This is a genomic window from Chitinivibrionales bacterium, from assembly GCA_014728215.1.
Lineage (GTDB): Bacteria > Fibrobacterota > Chitinivibrionia > Chitinivibrionales > WJKA01 > WJKA01.
In genome coordinates this window covers 30,094-48,546 of sequence record WJLZ01000215.1, presented here as the reverse complement: position 1 = coordinate 48,546, position 18,453 = coordinate 30,094, and the positions used below count along the sequence as shown (strand labels likewise).

Below are 18,453 nucleotides of genomic sequence, written 5' to 3'. Positions count from 1 at the left end.
TTACAATGGAAGATCAAGCTTCTTGAGTGCTTCGATCATTTTTGTGGTATCAAAAGGCTTGGTCAGGTACCCGTCGCACAGGCTGTTGTAGGCTGCACTTACGTTTTTAATATCTCCCAGCGCCGTGGTCATCACTATTTTGGCACCGTCGGAAGATGCAATTCCCCGTGATTCCTCGGCGGCCCTGATTTTTTTGAGCGCTTCATGACCGTCCATTTCGGGCATCATGATATCAAGGCAGATAAGGTCGTAGGGCTCCTTTTCAGTCAATGCCCTTTGCACCGCTTCCACGGCCTCTTTTCCGTTGATCGCTACATGGGATTGACCATAATTACGGAGAATCTCCTGTATCAGGAGCCGGGAAGTAAAATCATCTTCGACAATTAAGGTTTTCATAATTTTTCCTTTATAACTTTTATGGTATAGAAAAATGTTCGGATCATTACCGATGTCATGTTGTCCTGTATGCATCTCAAAGCCGGGTATCCGATATCTTTTCAATGTTTCCGATTTCTAAAGTATATAAAAATTAAGTAATTCTGTCAATTATAAAATCAGACGCCGTGCCAAAGGTGATGGCATAAAGAACTTGCATTTGCAGTGAACCAACTCAGCATATCGCATTCAACTCCCATAGACACGGCCTCTTTTCAGTGGTGAAATTTCGGAAAATTCAGCGCTGCACCTGCAGGCTGATCGTTATCCAACCCCACCGGAAAAGAACTGCGAAAAACCACCTTTCTCGATTATCGATACTCCTCACCGAGCTGCATGATACCGGAGTTCTTCTGGTTTCTGCAGAAAAGGCGGGAAAATGCTTATCCACTCCTCGCTGCCTGATAGTGAAACAGCAAATTGTACACTTATAAGGGGGAAAACATCACCACTCTCGTCCCCATCAGAATAATCGCCAAAAAGGTTTTCAGTCCTTTTCTTTCTGTTTCTTTCTATCATACGAATCATTTATTTTTAGTTTCCGCAGCCGGCAAATCGGCTGTTACAAGTGGAAATGTGGCCGGAAGTTAATTATATTTAGCATCTATAGATTTTAAAAAAGACATTGCTTTTATAATATTCCAGCATATAAAGGCGAAATAAAAGGCTAGGGATTACTTTTTAATTTTTTTCTATTATGCCGGCAGGACAGTGCACTAATGGCAGGCAATCTTGAAATCAAACCGGAGAATTTTATCGGCCGGGACCTTGGAACGGTTACGTTGCTGAAACTTATCGGCAAAGGGGCGTCCGGGGGCGTTTTTCTGGGATTCCAGCGCACCCTGAAACGTCAGGTTGCGGTTAAAATCATGCCCAAATCCGATAAAACCACCGAGGCTTCCCGTGAGCTGTTTCGCCAGGAAGCCGAAATGGTAGCGGTACTCAGCCATCCCAATATTATTCCCATCTTCGAAATGGGGGAGGCGGATGACTGCTATTATCAGGTGATCCAGGTTATCAAAGGACAGGATCTTGACAGTATGATCAAGAACCGCCTGAAAAACCCTATTCCCACCAAACGCACCATTCCCCTGGATGATTCGATACCTTTGTTCATGCAGGCCCTTGACGGCTTGGCTTATGCCCACGCGGAAGGCGTTGTTCATCAGGATATCAAGCCGGCGAATATCCTGATCGAAGAACGCACCAAACGTCCATTGATCGCGGATTTCGGTATTGCCCGGACCCGCCAGTCGGAAGTCAAGCAAGAGGGGGTTATTGTTGGAAGTCCGCTTTTTATGGCCCCCGAGCAGGTGGAAAGAAAAGATACCGATCAGCGGGCCGATATATATTCTATGGGCATTGTGCTTTTTCAGACTATTGCCGGAAAGCTTCCTCTGGCCGACAAAAACCCTATGGAGCTGTTGATAAAGAAAATTGAAGCCCCCGAAAAAGTTTTTACTCAGAAACCATCTGAGGTTTCTCAAACAATCAATCATCATTTGGAAAATATCATACTCAAAGCAATCGCGCCATCACCGGACGATCGCTATCAAAGCTGTGAAGAATTCAGGGAAGATGTGGAGAGCTATAAACGCGCATTTTTATAATATTCCCTCATGTACCCGAGTACCGGAATCCAAATCAGTACAATGGACAAAGGCATTTTTTTATCAGAAGACCGTAATCAGCATTTTTAACCAGAGGATCGCACTTGTAACCGATCTTTTAATTCCCGGGTAACTTTTATGGACATGCAAAAACCACCAACAGAATGGCATCTTGATCAGAAAGAAGCCGATCTTATTGTCAGAAACCTGTGGGTGGCTTTCAATAATTTTGTACTCTATGGAGAAAATCATCCTCTTACCCGAAAGGCTGGAGAAAATTTCTATACCCATCTGAGTAAAATACTGGCAAATATAACACCCGTAACGATCCATCTTGAACATGACACTCTTGTCTGTGAGGAGTGGAAAGTTTCCGAACGCTCCTTTGGCGGGCGGCTGGTAACCCGTTTGAAAGATGCCCGGGTGCAATCCATTACCTTTCACACAGGGATCGAAGAAGAAGATCTCCTTGAGTTGATTCGGGTAATGAGTGATAACAAGGGATGTCCTACGGTCGAAAGTATGGCCGACCGGCTTCACGAAAATAAGGTAAAAGGACTCCGTTTCAATTATGTCACCTATGAGAGAATCACCATTGAAGAGAGTATCGTGCGCAATGACCTTCGTAAACTGGCCGAGGTATTTTCGGTGGGCGATATTCCTTCGGCCGGAGATGTTGTTGCGGATGAACTTCTGACAACCCCTTCCCATGTGGGTGAACAGGCAGCATCATCGATTGCATTCCGCCTGAAAACAATGCGTGAACATATCGGGGCATCGGCTGAAAACCAGCCCGATATTTCAACTGAAGATATGCTTACCACGCTGTCGTCGCTGAAAAAAAGCATCCTCGACAGGATGCAGGCTGAAGCGGAAAAAGGGAAGATCGATGAAGTTAATGAAGATGTTATTACCGAACTTGAACGGCTGACTTTTGAAGTCATTATCCGGGTTGTAAGGGAAGAATACCGCGCCGGTAAGATTACAGTAAAGCGGCTGGGTGAGATAATCCGCCGTTTACTTCCCGAAATCCGCGACTTGAAACGCCTGCTTCCGCAATTAAAAAAGACGCTTATTGAAGAAGGGATGTCGCTTGAGGAATACCTGAGTCTGGTTCGGGAACTTGCAAAAGAGCTTGAGGAAGAAGGACTGGTGCGTGCGCTGTCAGAGGCTGCCGAGGAGGTCGGGGTATCGGTTGATGAGATAATTGATGATGTCAAGAATAATCCCCAGTCAGCTGTTCGATTGATCCTTCTCTCGGCGGAGATCGGTTCGTTGATGGGCTCCGACAGCGATCAGTTCCGGAACCTTATGACCGATTATATCGAGAAGGTCTGTTCCAGGCTGGTGCAAGATGCCGGCCGGGGAGAAACCGGAGAAAACATGACATCCCGGGAACATGAAATCTCCCGGCTCGAAACCGAATTTATACGACAGCTCGAAAATTACGGACTCGACAGGATAGCTGTTTCGGACATCGTTACCGAACTGGATAAACTTTCCGGGCAGGAATCGGATGATCAAACCCATGATGATCTTGCTCAAACACAAATGCATGCTATCCCCGTTCCCGATACCGGTGCCGCCGGCGGGGATAGCAGAGAGCCGTTGCAGTTCGCCTCCTTTTCGGAAAAACTGAAAGAACACGGTTTTACTCAAGGGCAAATAGGGGAATTTGCCGAACTGGCAGCAGACATTCAGTCGATGGTTGGCTCAAACGATGACGAAATACGGGCAATTGTCAACAATAGTATTATGAATATCGGTGAAGTTGCACTGGATGCCGGAAAATCGGGTGCCGACAGGGGGCAAACGTCAAAGATCATTGCCGATCTGGAAAACAGACTTCTTGAACAGCTGAGCAGGTGTTCGATTGACCCCGCGGTTATTTCCGAGATCGGGAACCGTCTGGCGGAGCGTATGGCGTCGATCATTGTTGAACTCGATTCCGAGGGCATGTTGAGCAAGTCATCGCCGGACCGGCCGATTTCCGAAATGCTGCAAAAACAGGCGCTGGCCCATATTGCCCGTCAAGAAGCAGATCGTCTGCCTGATACGAGCACTTTTGTAAAAATGCTCGAGACCAAGGGACTTTCAGAACAGAATGTCAAAGATTTTGTCTCCCTTGCTTCAGAAATCGAATCTGTTATCGGTGCCGAAAAAGGACATGATATTCGAATCGTCTTGCTCGATTATGCAGACCGTGTTGCAGAATTATCATCCCAAAAAGCAATTACCGGGGACGCCTCCCTTGTCTCCTCCGCAGTTAAACAGACTCTCGGGGGTATGGAGCAGCAGTTTAAACGCTTTCTGAAAGAACGGAAGATTGATGACGATGCCGTTGGGAAGGTGTGTACACGCCTTTCTGATAGCCTGGGAGAAATTATCGGACGGCTTGTTGATGAAGGTGTTCTGGATAATGCCCCTGAGGGGAAAATGCTCACCGAAAGTGAAAACCTGCAGATACTTGCCCATATCGCTGAGTATGATCAGAAAACGCATGCCTTTTTGCAGCCGCTTACCCAGACACTGCTTCAAAAGGGATACCCCGAAGAACATATCCGTCAATATGTTGCTCTGGCTGCTGATATCGGTTCCATGCTGGAAACGGATGAGCAGGAGTTGCAGTCTGTTGTACAAAATTATATAGAACGAATCGGTGAACAGGTTGCCTTTAATATGAAAGGAACGCCGGCACCTCAGAGGCTCGACGCACTCAATCAAATGAATAAAGAGTTTGTTGCCCGTTTAAGCAGTTCCGGCTATAATGAAACCGTGGTTCAGGGAATCGGTAATAAAGTCGCAGAGCAACTGGAGAAGGTTGTTCTGAAACTCGAAAACGAACAGATGCTCGGTGATGAAAAAGATGTCCTGCCCGACGCTGCTCCCATAGACGGCGCTCGTGCGCTGGGGTATCTGGCGAAACAGGATGCCGGTGAAGGAGCCGGACAAACCCAGTATACCGACAAGGGTAAAAAAGAAAAGTCTGAAAGCAAAAAGAAAAAAAGATATTCCCTGCCCAAAGGAATCATGCGGCAGAAAGAGTTCAAGACGCAGATACAGCGGGAAATCAGTAGATACCGCCGGTATAAGGCTCCATTTGCGGTCCTTTCACTTTCGGTGGAGAGTATTGTAACAGGTGAGGATCGACATGCACCGGAGCAGGATGATTTATATCGTGTTTATGATGAAGTCCAGAGTATATTATCAAAAATGCTGCGGGACCTCGATTGCATTGGCTCTCTGGGCTCGCTGGGAAGTAATTTAATTGTTATTCTGCTTTCCATGACCGATATGGCTGGAGCCGAAGTTGTTATGAAACGGTTATCAGATATATTTAATACTATGCAGGTCCCGACAGACGATCAGGTGCTTCACCCTGATATACACTATTCGATCACTGCATATGACACCGCAAAAGAACCGACATTAACCGCTTTTATACGAAAAACAAAGGCGGTGCATAAAAAAATGCTCGAGAAGAGGGCGTAGGAGAGACCGATGAACCGCACAACGGAAGATATTGCAAAAAAGCATCAGCTTGCTGTCTGTACCTACGATAATTCGGAATGTTATAACAAAATTCAGGGACTGATATTCAATGGCGGTCTCGGGGATGTGGTGAATGTTTCTCATGCTTCCCTGACACGGAAAAACGGTCTTAAGTGTGATATTGCAGTAGCAGTATTTGATATCAACGATGACATCAATAAATATATCGAGGATGTGACTTTTCTTAAAATTGTCAGGAAAGTCCCTGCCGTATTTGCTGTTTTATCCGAAGGGGTACGGGCTGATATCCGGCAGAGAATTAGCGATATTTCCACTGATGATATCGTTCTGCTGCCGGTATCACCACAGGAATTCGGCAGCAAGATCATGACCCATGTCGTTTCTCTGAAAATCGAGAAGGAAAATAAGAGTCCTGTGGTCGATTTCGGGAAGGCACAGCATTCACTTGGTCAGATCCTGGTCGAAAATTCGGTTATTACTCCTCTTCAGCTCCGCAAGGCCCTCGAATATCAGAAAGGCTCCGACTGCCGGTTGGGTGATGCCCTTGTCATGCTGGGGTATATTACCGAAGAACAGAAGTTGCATTTTCTCTCAAGTCAATTGGGTGCCCCCCTTGCCACACCAAGGCAGTATGCATCGGCGGATCTCAATGTCGTGGCGCTTATCCCCGAGTCGGTGGCAAAACGGTTTACCTGCCTTGCACTCGAGAAGGAAGAAGGAAACCGGCTTATCGTTGCCATGGCCGATGTATTGAATTTACGACAACTTGACACATTACGCGATATTACCGACATGGTTATTGTGCCGGCACTGGGTACAATTGAAGATATCAACACCAGTATCGAGCGCTACTATACCGATATTTCATCCCAGAGAGATGCTTCGGACCTCATGGCCGACCTGGGGGAGGATGTCGAATATTTACAGCAGGAGGCCGATGATCTCAGTGTGGAAGAGGCTGCTGCGGCAGGTGCGGAACTGGGAATTATCAAGCTGGTGAACATGATGATCGCCAATGCTGTTCGTGACAGGGCAAGCGATATTCATATCGAACCTATGGAAAAAGAACTCACGATCCGGTATCGTATCGATGGCGAGTTGCGGAAAGTCATTTCTCCTCCCAAGCGTTCTCATCAGGCGATAATCACCCGGATAAAAATTCTCTCCGATCTCGATATCGCCGAACGGCGGTTGCCGCAGGACGGGCGTATGGTGGTGAAAATCGGTCGTAAAGAGATCGATATTCGTGTGTCAATATTGCCCTCGGTATGGGGAGAGAAAGCGGTGCTCCGGATACTCGATAAAGAAGCATTTGAGCGAAGCACGGCTAATCTGGGATTTACCGCCCACGACTTTGCAATATTTAAACAGAATATTACAAAGCCCTACGGGATGATTATTGTCACTGGCCCTACGGGAAGCGGAAAATCTACTACGCTTTATTCGGCAATGCAGACCGTAAAATCGGTTGCCCGTAATATTGTCACAGTTGAAGACCCGGTTGAATTCCATATGGAAGGAATAACGCAGGTCCAGGTAAATAACAAAATCGAATTGAATTTTTCAAGTGCCCTTCGCTCGATTCTCCGTCAGGACCCCGATATTGTATTGATCGGTGAAATCCGGGATGCCGAAACCGCAGATATCGCTATCAAGATGGCGCTTACCGGTCACCTTGTCTTTTCGACCCTTCATACCAACGATGCGGCCGGTGCTATTGCTCGATTTACCGATATCGGCGTACCGCCGCTCCTGATCGGATCGGCGCTGAATCTCATCGTGGCGCAACGTCTGGTGCGGCGAATATGCACAAAATGCAGAATTGAAATTAAACCCTCCGCCGAGCTGCTTGAACAGCTGAACCTTGCAAAAAGCGCGAATCTCACATTTTTCAAGGGAGAGGGGTGTGTTAATTGCAACGGTACCGGCTATATGGGACGAACCGGAATATTTGAAATGATCAGCATTTCGAAAAACCTTCGTACCCTGATCTTACGGAATACACCGACAATGGAAATTCAGCAACAGGCTGAAAAAGAAGGAATGAAAACGCTTCGCCAGGCAGGAATTGAGCTTGCACTCAGAGGTGAAACAACAATTGAGCAAATTATTGCAGCAACGACCGAAATTTGAGATGAAAGATATCGTTCCATTATTCTTGATAAGAAGATCGGGTAGTGTTATTATATAATTGATGTCCGAACAGCCCTTATTTCAAAAATTTATCGAGTCACCAGACACAGAACACCGTTATGCCGTAGTCCGTCCGGTAGCATGGCTGCTTATCGGTTCCGGTTTTACCTATGGTCTTTTTATCACGATTCTGTGGCTGATGGGTAAAGTTCCCCTGATGGCCGGTTTAATCGGGATCGGTGTTCAACTCCTCTGCGCTATTTCTTTTTTATTCTGCTTTCGAAATAAAATATCCACCGCTTCGTATCTTATCGTTCTATCTTTGTATCTTGCCATGTACGGCGGTAATTGTTACTTTGGGATTAGTCATTCAATGCTGGTCGGGTATGCGATGGTTGCTATTTTGGCGGGTATCCTTATCGATACGCTTGCCGCACTCTTTTTCGGTCTTGTGAGTATCGGCACCTATCTTCTTGTTACCCTTGCCCGCACTATGGGAACAGTGCCGCAAGTCAGTTTTGCAAAAGCCTCTCTTGTCCCCGAATCCACCGTAATTATTGTAGGGCTCAGTGGGATCGGGATTGTTCTATGGCTCTATAACAGGCAGATAACCAGGCTCTCAAAACGGGACCGTGAAATGGGCCGGGAGCTTGCTCATACAAATACGCTTCTCAAGCGCGAGCTTGAAGAAAAAAGGAAAGTGGAGCAGGCAATGAGCACCAGGCTCCAGTTGGAAAAAGCCGTATCAACCGTCTCTTCACGCTTCATCGGCGCATCCACCGACCTCGATATTGCAGTCAGGGCCACCCTCCAGGATATAGCAAATCTCAGCAATGCCAATCGAACCTACCTTGTTTTGCTCGGTTCGAATTCGGGCACAATCGAAAAGTATTTCGAGGAATATGCTGATGGGCAGGGAGCCCCACAAAAAGAAGATTTTTATTCCATAGTCGATATTCTTTCCTTTGCCGTAAGGCAACTTAAGCGGGGCGAGTGTCTCTTCTTTACCGATATTGCAGCCATTCCGGATATTTCCCAGGCAGAACTGAAAAAAATTAAAAAACCCAAACTCAAATCGATTCTGCTTTTACCCCTTTTCATCCAACAGGAGCTTGCGGGGTTTATCGGGTGCGATAATGCAGGAAGCAGCAGCCATTGGCATGAAGATGATATTGCGGTATATCGAATTATATCTCAGATAATCGCCAATGCTCTTTTGCGGAAAAACCTTGAAGATCAGTTTTTTCACTCCCAGAAAATGGAAGCTGTTGGAAGACTGGCGGGAGGTATCGCCCATGATTTTAATAATATCTTAACGGCAATTATGGGGTATTCAGAATTGCTGGCGAAGAATATCGGACCGGATAAAACCCTCCAGGATGAAGTTGAGGAGATAAAAAAGGCGGGCAATCGCGCGGCAACGCTTATCTACCAGCTTCTTGCATTCAGCCGCAAGCAGGTGGTTAATCCTCAGCAGCTCGATCTCAATGAATTGCTCAGATCGATGGAGAATATGCTCGGCCGCCTTCTCAGCGATGATATTCGGGTTGAAACAAAGTTGATTCCCGACCTCATGCCGATAAAAGCAGATCCGGTGCAGCTCGAGCAGATTCTGATGAATCTTGCAGTCAATGCCCGGGATGCAATGACGCAGGGAGGGACCCTCCGGCTCTCAACCCGGAATGTGGTAATCAGTCCGGAGAAGGTTAAAAAGGGAAGCGATATCACTCCGGGTGATTATGTTTTGCTTTCCATATCAGATACCGGCGTCGGGATGAGCGATTACGTGAAATCCCATCTTTTCGAACCCTTCTTTACAACAAAAAAAGTGGGAAAAGGAACCGGACTCGGTCTTGCAACGGTGTATGGTATTGTCAAGCAGCACAACGGCCATATTATTGTGGAGAGCAAACCCGACCATGGAACCATGTTCCGCATCTATCTCCCCCAACACAGGAGGGAGGTAAACCACAAAGAAATTGCCGCTGAAAAGATGGAGAACCTCAGTGGTGATGAGACAATTCTTATTGTTGAAGATAATGAGCCGGTTAAAAATCTGATATGCAGCAGCTTTACGAAGCTAAATTACAAAATTCTCTCCGCTTCAACGCCGAAGGAGGCTATCGAAGTTTGTAACACGTTCGATGGTTCTCCCGATTTGATTATCACCGATGTTGTAATGCCCGGGATGAGCGGTCACGAGCTGGTCCAAGCTATTGCAGGCAAATATCCTGAAATGAAAGTACTCTTTATTTCAGGATACACCAGCAGCGATACCGTCGCAATCCAGCGCGGTGTAATGACTCCCGGAACCTATTTCCTCCAGAAGCCCTTTACTCCTGATGTACTGCTGAAGAAGGTCAGGGGGATTCTTGATAAGTAGTTGAACATCAAAAGACAAAAGTTAGTACTTTTGCTTAGCCTCAACTTCTCACATCGTTGTACCTGATCGAGGGTTCAGTAAGATAAGATCGTGTCGCGGGGTGATGGATCAATGATTCATCACCCCGACACTTCACCACTCCACGTGTCCCGGGTGTATGGGGAGTACTCAACTTCTTAAATATACAGCGGTCCCAGTTTCTCACATACCCGGAAATCATCACCACCGAACCGGTCCCACATGGTGGGGCGGAAAATCTGTTCGGAAGAGATATTATGAAAATCGACCGGGATTCGGAGCATGGCATTCACGGTGATCATGTCGGCACCGATAAGGCCGAAGGAGTTGGCATCGTGGTTAGGTCCGATTTTGGACATGTACTCGAAAGAACTCATGCCGCGGGGAGCCCAGTAGCTTTCAGGCCAGGTGGCGTCGGTTACCTTGCTGATATGATCCGCAACGTCACTCGGAAGTTCTACGGTTTCTCCTTCAACAATAGAACAGGTCGGCATATCACCTACAACATTGTAGCGGTAAGTGGTCATGGGCAGGCCGCCGGGGGTCCGGTATGAACTCGAGAGACCATCACCCAGAAAATATTCGAGATTTGCGGCCTCGTAGGTAGTGCCTTCGATAGCAGCATCGATAAGCGCCTGTTGATATTTTTTGTCGGTCCGGATTTTCTCGGCAACTTCATAGATATCGACATCTTTGCCGCCGGAGATAATTTTGAAAACATCACAGGCATAATCGAGGGCTCCGGCGCCGGAGTTTCGTTTATCGATGAGTCCCTGGGGTGCAACTGAGCCGATATCTTTGCCGGTTGCGGCTTTGATACTTTCCGCTGTCCAGTTTGTTCTGATGTCGGCGAAAAGCTGCGGCATACCGGTGAGCAGATGAGCCACCAGCATTCCAATGGCATTCTTCGAGTCGTTTTCGGTGGCGACCACATAGGGCTGCCGGAAACCGTCCCAGTCGAAGGTGCTGCAGAGAAGCGATTCGGTCATATCGAAATTGGGATAGAGGTCTGTCCACTGACGCTGTCCCTGAGTACCGGCAGCAATCGCGTTGTAACCTTGAGCATGTTCGACATCCGCTTTAAATCCCTGTTTTTTACCAACACTCTCATCGGCAAGACGGGGATTACCAATCATCAGGTCGCGGACAATGAGCGTCATTTTGACACACTCACTTAAAAGATCATCATCGCTGTAGGGTTTTTCACCGGTATGAAAATTGTATTTGAATTTGCTTTTCATGAATTTGAATGCACGATCGAATTCTTCATGATCGTAGAGCCCCTTTTCGATACGGCCTTTGACGGCAACCATATCTACCGATGCCGATCCCATGCCGAAGAAATGATGGAACAGATTTCTGCGCACATCCGAGCCGATTATTCCCATGGAGACGCTTCCCACTGAGAGATAGTTTTTCCCTCTCATTTCTGCAACAGCGCAGGCTGCCCGGGCAAAGCGGAGAAGCCGTTCTGCAACAAAGGGAGCTAAATCACCCTCTTCGCTTTCAAGATCGGGATTGTAAATGGAGAAGATTGGCCGCTTTTTTTCATCCATGGCGGCACAGAATGCTTTGAGCCATACTGCGCCCGGACGGTCGGTCTGGTTGAGACCATAGGCCGCCTGCTGCCATTCCGATGAACCGATTCCCATGCATGCCGACATGAGTTCATCGCTGTAGGCCCAGGAGCGGCTTACCCAGATATTTGCACTCACACCTTCTTTTGTGTAATATTCCTGAGCTAAAGCTCCGGTACGGGCACCGTAGACGATTTCAGGAGCTACGACCACCCGTGGGGGAATACCATCCGAAAGACGGACCTTACTGGTGATCAGGTTATACACTTTTTCCGCCATGACCCAGGTACCGGCAATATTGCTTTCATAGGCTCCGGCCCTGCCGTCGGCAACAGGAGTAATAGCAATCGTAGGCACATGTCCGACAATTCGTCTGTTGCCTTCAGTAAATTTGCGCTGCGAGGATGCGAGTTTCTTGAAGTCTATATGAGCCATTGCTGCTCCTTTTGAAAGAGATTATGTATGAGTGTATTAGAATTCCATTAATATAGAGTTCAAGAATATATAATCGGGAGGAAAGCGGTTTCAACTCAACATTACCTGGCCGCCGGTTACCGGGATCGCCTGTCCGGTCTCATATTCCTGCTCGTGGACATAAAAAATTGCCCGCGCAACATCAAGAGGAGTGCATCCACGGCCCATAGGAACTTTGCTCATGTAGAATTGTTTAACATCATCAATAGTTTTGGCACCTGGGACTTTTCCAGCGTTCAGGTACTGAACAAAAAGCCCCCTTTCGGGGTCTGACCAGAGCGGGCCTTCATAGTAATTACCCGGACAAATGGAGTTGACACGGATATTAGAGTCGATAAGTTCCAGGGCAAAGGACTGGGTCAGACCGATCCCGCCGAATTTACTTCCGGCATAGGCAAAGTTCTTGTTACTCCCCACCAGACCGGATTTCGAACTTATCTGAATGATATCCATGAAATGGCCGGCATGGAAACTGTTTTGGATCTTCATGATCGGCGCCACCGCTTTGGTGCCGAGAAAATAGGCTTTGTAGTTCACCGATGTTACCAGATCAAAGGAGCGTTCATCCATTTCATCGACCGGTCCTGCTTTCAGAACGCCGGCGTTGGAAACAAACAGGTCGAGACCGCCATACAACTTTGCAGCGCAGGCTGCAAATTCCTCAAGGGACGCCAAGTCGGTAACATCCACATGGCAGAAAGCAGCAGAGCCCTCTCCAAACCGGGAGGTGATCTCTCCAACGGTTTCGTTGCCGATTTCATCTTTTATATCACCGATAACGACATAGGCGCCTTCCCGGGCAAGTTCTTCGGCGATCCCCTTGCCGAATCCCTGGGCGCCACCGGTGATTGCGGCGATACAGCCGCCAAGCCTTCCTTCTCTGAACGAACCGCTCTCCGTATGCGTGCAGGGGGTATCGGTGCGGATACATTCGATGAGCCGGTCTGCATCCTGCTTTGTATGAGCCACGGCATAAAGACCCGTTTTTTCGCGTGCAACACAAGCCGGCAGGGGAGAGGATTGTTCCGCCAGTGCTTCGATTGACGGTACAAGGTCGCCGGAAGATACCGTGGAGTCGAAGAAATGGTGTGAAGGTATATTCAGTTTTTCGAGTGTCTCGGTAAAGTGCTTTTTATTTTCCGATAAGCCAAGCGCCTTGTCGGAATTATCATACACAACCACCGGAAGATTTTTTCCTGTGCGGGCGAATGCCATGCGAATTGCTGCTGCCGTTCTGATAATCGTATCGTTCATTTTGAATATTCCCAGAGGTTAAGGTTTTTTAGTGAAAGCAAATTATATTTTTTACCTGCGAAATATTCTGTTCCGCCTATTTTCCTGCATAATCACTGATAGCTTTATCGCCGATTTTGATAAGCTCTTTCATTTCTTTTTTGTCGACAATCTTTTTCCCCTTGCTGTCGATAAAACCGGTATTCCGGTTTTTGCGCTGTTCCTGGTGTGCTGCCAGAATACAGGCGCCTTCATAGCCGATCCTCATGAGTTCTTCATCAAGGGGCACGCCGTTTCGTGCCGAGGGAACCAGCGACATCATTTTCGGCGTATTGTGCTCGGTGCCAAAGGTAACGCAGAAGCCTTCTTCGTAAAAAGATTTTACTACCTTTTTCAGGTGGTCGAACGTGTTTCGGGATGGAATAAATTCGACCGCATATATTTTCAGGCAGTTGAACAACTCGATCAGTTTCGGAATATCCTGTTCGTACTCGTTCAGGCCTATGCTGTCATCGGTAAGAACCGGATAACAGGGGATTCCCCCGCCGTCGAGAATAATTCTTTTAATATCATTGAGAGGAAGAAAGGCCTCTTTTTTCTCTTCTACAAATGCCGGTCTTCCCGCTTTCAAAAGACGGCTTCTGATTTCATTCTGCAGCGTGGCCGAATTGTTCAGATCGGTGGTAAATGACGGATCTTTAAAAAGAATCTGGTACTGTCGCAGCTGTGTGTCCGGATCGGGCCACTGCTTGTTAAAGGCATGAAAAATCGCTTTTGCGACATGGCGTTCACGTACGGTATTTTTTGCATACACACTCCGGATAGTACTGTAATCAAGCGAGAGCGGAATTTTAACCTCTTCAAAATATTCGTTTACCTTCTCAATTACCTGCCAGATGTGGTCCTGAGATGCTTTCCAGAGAGAAGAGAGGATGTTTTTTGAATCGCTTGAAATTGATGGAGGGTAATTGAGGGCTTTTCCGGAGAAATAGATAGCGCCGGGATTTTTGGGGTCGTTCCAACGGTAGCCCTTTTCTTTATCTTCGGGGGAAAAGGCGATGAATTCAATATTGTAAAGGGGATAAACCCGTTGTTTTTCGCACTGGCGGGTAAATTCTTCGTAGCCTTCGATGGTATTGAAATCGCTGATACCCAGAACATCGACCTCCTCCTTTTTTGCAAGGGAAACAGCCTGTTCGATTGATTCAAAACAAGAGAAGGAGTAGGGCGTGTGAATATGTGAATTTGATACAGGGATAGTGTTCATTCAGCCCCCTTTATTCTATATTTTTGGCATTTTTCAGCACATACTCTTCGGCTTCGGTTGACCAGAGTCCCTTATGATTACCCGTAATTTCGGCAAGACCTTTATAAAACGGATTTTCTTTGCCCATATCCTCGAGGTCATCGATAGCAAAAAGCGGCATCGATTTCCGGGTGTATATAAGCTTTTTCCCTCCCGGTATTGACGGCAGATCGAGGATTGTCTGTGCCGCGCTGTCGATTCCGCCGATATGGGTGACCATAACCGCCGGATTGATTGTATTCTTTGCCATAAGCTCGAGGGCTTCGTTCATATCCTTTGTATTGCCGCCCGATGTTCCCACCAGATGATGGCCGCTGTAGTGGACATCGTAAAAATTTATCGAGGCCATGAAATCGGTGCGGGTAGGCCCGGCAAAGAAATTGAGACAGCCGTTGAAGCCCAGGATTCTGCTTGCCTGTTCGATAAGGGGTGCAACCGGGGCAAAAACAAAGACATCATCAAAGCCCTGGTTGTTGTTTATTGCCCGGAGATCTTCGACCGGATTACCGGCTCCTGTATTGACATACCGAAGGTCGACGCCGCATTGACGTGCATGGGCGGGGTCGAAAATTTCTTTTGCACGGTTGAGCCGGGCCTGATCGATATCGGTGATAACCAGAAGCCGCGGGCGCATCGGACCGTGGAGCGCATAGTCGATAGCGCCCAGCCCCATGGGGCCCGCTCCGGCAATGATTGCCATCGAGCCACCCGCTTTAATTCCCATCTGATGAACATATTCTCCCTGCTTGAAATGATACTGTGCATGAAAAGAACCGATGATACATGATGCAGGTTCGGAGAGCGAGGCCTTGAAGAATCCCTCGCCGTCGTAGGGGAGAAGACAGTCCATTTCCAGGACCTCTTTGGGAATGATAATCTTGGTGGCCTGCCCGCCGATATAACGAAATGAATATCCCGGCGCATCCAGAAGACGGTCCGGGTAGTTGAGAGCAGGCTGTATGCTGTATTTGGAACCGGGCGTATACTTTCCTTTATATTTTTCGCCCACTTCCAAAATCGTGCCGCAAAACTCATGCCCGATAATGATCGGATTGTCGGCAATATCTGAAGGGACCCGCTTATGATCGGCTCCCTGTTCGGCCGCTTTATGGGAAGACATGCAGATGCTGTTGGAGGTAATATCGGCTAAAATCTCGTTTTCCGCCATGGAGGGCAAATCGAAATGTTCCAGTCGAAGGTCGTTTTTTTGGTAGAGCCGAAGGGCCAGAGTTTTCATAAAGCCTCAATCCTGTGCTATAATTAATTGTATGGATGATTCACGGCATTTTTCTTCCCAGGAAGCAGGGGGATGTTCGTCGGTCACGAGTATGTCAATTTTGTCGATGTCGACTATTTTGTAAAGAAGGCTCGGTTGTTCGAATTTCGAGTGATCGGCAAGGATAATCGTTTCCCGGGCACCGGCAAGGATCACTTTGGCGATCATTGCACTTTCGTGGTCCACTGCAGAAAGGCCGAAATTAATATCAAGACCGTCACCACCCTGAAAAGCTTTATATCCCCGGAGCTGTTCGATACCCATCTGGGCAACCGTACCGACAGTGTCGAGACGGTCGGGGCGAAGCGTACCGCCAAGCTGAATAATATTGTGATGACCGATATACTCTAAACACTGAAGCAGCCGGACCGAATTGCTGATGATCGTCAGATTCTTTTTGTCCCTGAGATAGGGAATCATTTCCCAACTCGTTGTTCCGGGATCAATATAGACAATGTCGTTATCGTGTACAAGCGATGCTGCACACTTGCCGATCAATTTTTTAGCTTCGATATTATGGGTACTGCGATTGGAGATGGAAAAATTTATGAGCGGTGATTCCTGTTCGGTCCGGACCGCTCCTCCGTATACCTGCTTGAGCAAACCCGCTGCGTTTAATTCGTTGAGATCACGGCGGATTGTGGTTTCGGAAATCGCAAGCTCATCGGCAAGCTCCTTGACAAGAATCGATCCTTCTGTATCGAGCTTGTCGAGAATGATTTTTTTCCGTATTTCAAATCCGTGTCCCATAATCCTCAAAATATACATTTTTAGCGTGGAAAAGTGAAAATGAAGGTTTTAAAATGATTTTTTCGCCCCTGCCGGTTCCGGATGGGTTCATTCTATTCATAAATTATGCATGCAATGCAGAATGCTGTGCAATAACGAATTTTTATGCATCATTATGAGTATTTGTGAGTACTCTTGGGGGTAAATGGGGGAATAATGCAAAACCAAACACATAAGCGTGCGAGAATGCGCAAAAATATGCACAACTTCTTGCCTGTGCACAATATCATAAATTATAATAAAAGAGAGTATGTATACAATAATATAACCGGTCTCTTTAGCTAAAGAGGAGAAATTAAATGGCTACACCCATTGCAATGCCAAAACAGGGACAATCAGTAGAAACATGTGTCATATTGGAGTGGCACAAGAATAAGGGCGATGACGTCAAAGAAGGAGATATTCTTTTTACCTATGAAACCGATAAGGCTTCATTTGAATTCGAATCGCCGGTCGCAGGAACCATGCTCGAAACATTTTTTGAGCCGGACGAGGATATTCCCGTGCTTACCAATGTTGCGGTGGTGGGAAATTCCGATGAGGATGTCAGTGAATTCAGCCCTTCCGGCGGTACATCGTCGGATGAACCTGCTCAATCAGCAGAACCGTCACCGGTACCGGCTGCTACTGCAACCACGGAGGAAAAACCGTCTGCTGCAGAAGCTGTTCCGGAGACTGCGGTTGAAGAAGCGGTGCCGTCCAATGGAAGGGCAAAAATATCACCCCGCGCGCGGATGCGGGCACAGGAGAAAGGTGTTGATATCGGCAAAGTAAAAGGCACCGGTCCTGGAGGGCGAATCATCGAAAGCGATATCGATGCATTTCTTGTAACTCATCCGCAACCGACCAGAGCCGCTGCGGCGGTCCAGGCTGCAACCGGCGCTGCAACACCGGAGGCCGGAACGGCTTTCGGCGGACGGGTGAGTACGGCAGATATGGTTGCCGAACCCCAGCCTGCAGCAGCAGGAACAGCTCCTTCATCGGTGCAGGATGATATCGTTGAAGTTAAAATCAGCAATATGCGGAAAATCATCGGCTCGCGCATGATGGATTCCCTGCAGCAATCCGCTCAGCTGACCATGCATTCATCAGCCGATGCCCGGGCGCTCATGGCCTATCGGAAAAAGATCAAACAGAAAGGCAAGGATCTGGGGCTGGCCGATATCAATATCACCGACCTGATCTCCTTTGCCGTCTCCCGGATACTGCCGCAGTATCCCGAGCTTAACTGTCATTACGAGAACAATCGCCTGCTCCAATATAAAAATGTTCACCTCGCCATGGCGGTTGATACACCCAGAGGGCTTCTTGTCCCGGTAATCCGTTTTGCCAATCAATTGTCGCTCAACGACCTTTCGCTTTCGATCAAAGGGCTTGCCGGTCAGGCGCGGGAAGGAGCGGTAAATCCCGACCTTCTGAGCGGAGGAACAATTACCATTACCAATCTGGGTTCCTTTGGTATAGAATATTTTACCCCGATCCTTAACCGGCCACAAGTAGCGATTTTAGGAGTCAATACCATTACTCCCAAACCGGTGATAAGTGGTGACAATGGTGAATATTCCATGGCGCCTCATATCGGTTTTTCATTAACCATCGATCATCGGGTAGTTGATGGCGCACCGGCGGCACGGTTTATGAAAGGTCTCTGCACGGCTATCGAAAATATTGACCTCACGCTTGCAAACGCATAACCAGTCCCTTTA

Annotated in this window: 11 protein-coding genes; 5 read left to right on the top strand and 6 right to left on the bottom strand. The window is 47.6% G+C overall.

Annotated elements, in window-relative coordinates:
- Nucleotides 1-396: a response regulator gene (locus GF401_19815; GenBank protein MBD3347309.1), complete on the bottom strand. Its 396-nt coding sequence runs from the start codon at nucleotides 394-396 to the stop codon at nucleotides 1-3.
- A gap of 758 nt (nucleotides 397-1,154) precedes the next feature.
- On the opposite strand from GF401_19815, the gene GF401_19810 reads away from it, so the two are divergent.
- From GF401_19810 to GF401_19795, 4 genes are all read left to right on the top strand, one after another.
- Nucleotides 1,155-2,045 (top strand): protein kinase, encoded by an 891-nt coding sequence (locus tag GF401_19810; GenBank protein MBD3347308.1) that lies wholly within the window; start codon nucleotides 1,155-1,157, stop codon nucleotides 2,043-2,045.
- Between the two features lie 138 nt (nucleotides 2,046-2,183).
- A complete protein-coding gene (locus tag GF401_19805) occupies nucleotides 2,184-5,537 on the top strand; it encodes a hypothetical protein (GenBank protein MBD3347307.1) in 3,354 nt (1,117 codons plus the stop codon).
- Between the two features lie 9 nt (nucleotides 5,538-5,546).
- Nucleotides 5,547-7,691 (top strand): hypothetical protein, encoded by a 2,145-nt coding sequence (locus tag GF401_19800; protein ID MBD3347306.1) that lies wholly within the window; start codon nucleotides 5,547-5,549, stop codon nucleotides 7,689-7,691.
- Between the two features lie 61 nt (nucleotides 7,692-7,752).
- On the top strand, nucleotides 7,753-10,074 hold the full coding sequence (locus GF401_19795) for a response regulator (GenBank protein MBD3347305.1): 2,322 nt from the start codon (nucleotides 7,753-7,755) through the stop codon (nucleotides 10,072-10,074).
- A 176-nt stretch (nucleotides 10,075-10,250) separates the two neighbouring features.
- Here the strand turns inward: GF401_19795 and fucI are convergent, their stop codons facing one another.
- The 5 genes from fucI to GF401_19770 form a co-directional block, all read right to left on the bottom strand.
- The gene (gene fucI / locus GF401_19790; GenBank protein MBD3347304.1) at nucleotides 10,251-12,104 is read right to left on the bottom strand and encodes an L-fucose isomerase; all 1,854 of its coding nucleotides are present in this window, start codon (nucleotides 12,102-12,104) and stop codon (nucleotides 10,251-10,253) included.
- 90 nt (nucleotides 12,105-12,194) lie between these two features.
- Entirely contained in the window at nucleotides 12,195-13,358 is a 1,164-nt protein-coding gene (locus tag GF401_19785) for an SDR family NAD(P)-dependent oxidoreductase (protein ID MBD3347303.1), read from the bottom strand.
- A gap of 115 nt (nucleotides 13,359-13,473) precedes the next feature.
- Nucleotides 13,474-14,643: a PHP domain-containing protein gene (locus tag GF401_19780; protein ID MBD3347302.1), complete on the bottom strand. Its 1,170-nt coding sequence runs from the start codon at nucleotides 14,641-14,643 to the stop codon at nucleotides 13,474-13,476.
- 10 nt (nucleotides 14,644-14,653) lie between these two features.
- Nucleotides 14,654-15,919, bottom strand: a complete 1,266-nt coding sequence (locus GF401_19775; protein MBD3347301.1) for a zinc-binding dehydrogenase — start codon at nucleotides 15,917-15,919, stop codon at nucleotides 14,654-14,656.
- Between the two features lie 6 nt (nucleotides 15,920-15,925).
- The gene (locus GF401_19770) at nucleotides 15,926-16,726 is read right to left on the bottom strand and encodes a DeoR family transcriptional regulator (GenBank protein MBD3347300.1); all 801 of its coding nucleotides are present in this window, start codon (nucleotides 16,724-16,726) and stop codon (nucleotides 15,926-15,928) included.
- 320 nt (nucleotides 16,727-17,046) lie between these two features.
- Between GF401_19770 and GF401_19765 the strand changes: the two genes are divergently transcribed.
- A complete protein-coding gene (locus GF401_19765) occupies nucleotides 17,047-18,441 on the top strand; it encodes a 2-oxo acid dehydrogenase subunit E2 (protein ID MBD3347299.1) in 1,395 nt (464 codons plus the stop codon).
- Nucleotides 18,442-18,453: the final 12 nt, after the last annotated feature.

Coding starts and splice junctions, on each gene's coding strand:
- GF401_19815 (MBD3347309.1), bottom strand. CDS start 396: ATGAAAACCTTAATTGTCGAAGATGATTTTACTTCCCGGCTCCTGATA.
- GF401_19810 (MBD3347308.1), top strand. CDS start 1,155: ATGGCAGGCAATCTTGAAATCAAACCGGAGAATTTTATCGGCCGGGAC.
- GF401_19805 (MBD3347307.1), top strand. CDS start 2,184: ATGGACATGCAAAAACCACCAACAGAATGGCATCTTGATCAGAAAGAA.
- GF401_19800 (MBD3347306.1), top strand. CDS start 5,547: ATGAACCGCACAACGGAAGATATTGCAAAAAAGCATCAGCTTGCTGTC.
- GF401_19795 (MBD3347305.1), top strand. CDS start 7,753: ATGTCCGAACAGCCCTTATTTCAAAAATTTATCGAGTCACCAGACACA.
- fucI (MBD3347304.1), bottom strand. CDS start 12,104: ATGGCTCATATAGACTTCAAGAAACTCGCATCCTCGCAGCGCAAATTT.
- GF401_19785 (MBD3347303.1), bottom strand. CDS start 13,358: ATGGCATTCGCCCGCACAGGAAAAAATCTTCCGGTGGTTGTGTATGAT.
- GF401_19780 (MBD3347302.1), bottom strand. CDS start 14,643: ATGAACACTATCCCTGTATCAAATTCACATATTCACACGCCCTACTCC.
- GF401_19775 (MBD3347301.1), bottom strand. CDS start 15,919: ATGAAAACTCTGGCCCTTCGGCTCTACCAAAAAAACGACCTTCGACTG.
- GF401_19770 (MBD3347300.1), bottom strand. CDS start 16,726: ATGTATATTTTGAGGATTATGGGACACGGATTTGAAATACGGAAAAAA.
- GF401_19765 (MBD3347299.1), top strand. CDS start 17,047: ATGGCTACACCCATTGCAATGCCAAAACAGGGACAATCAGTAGAAACA.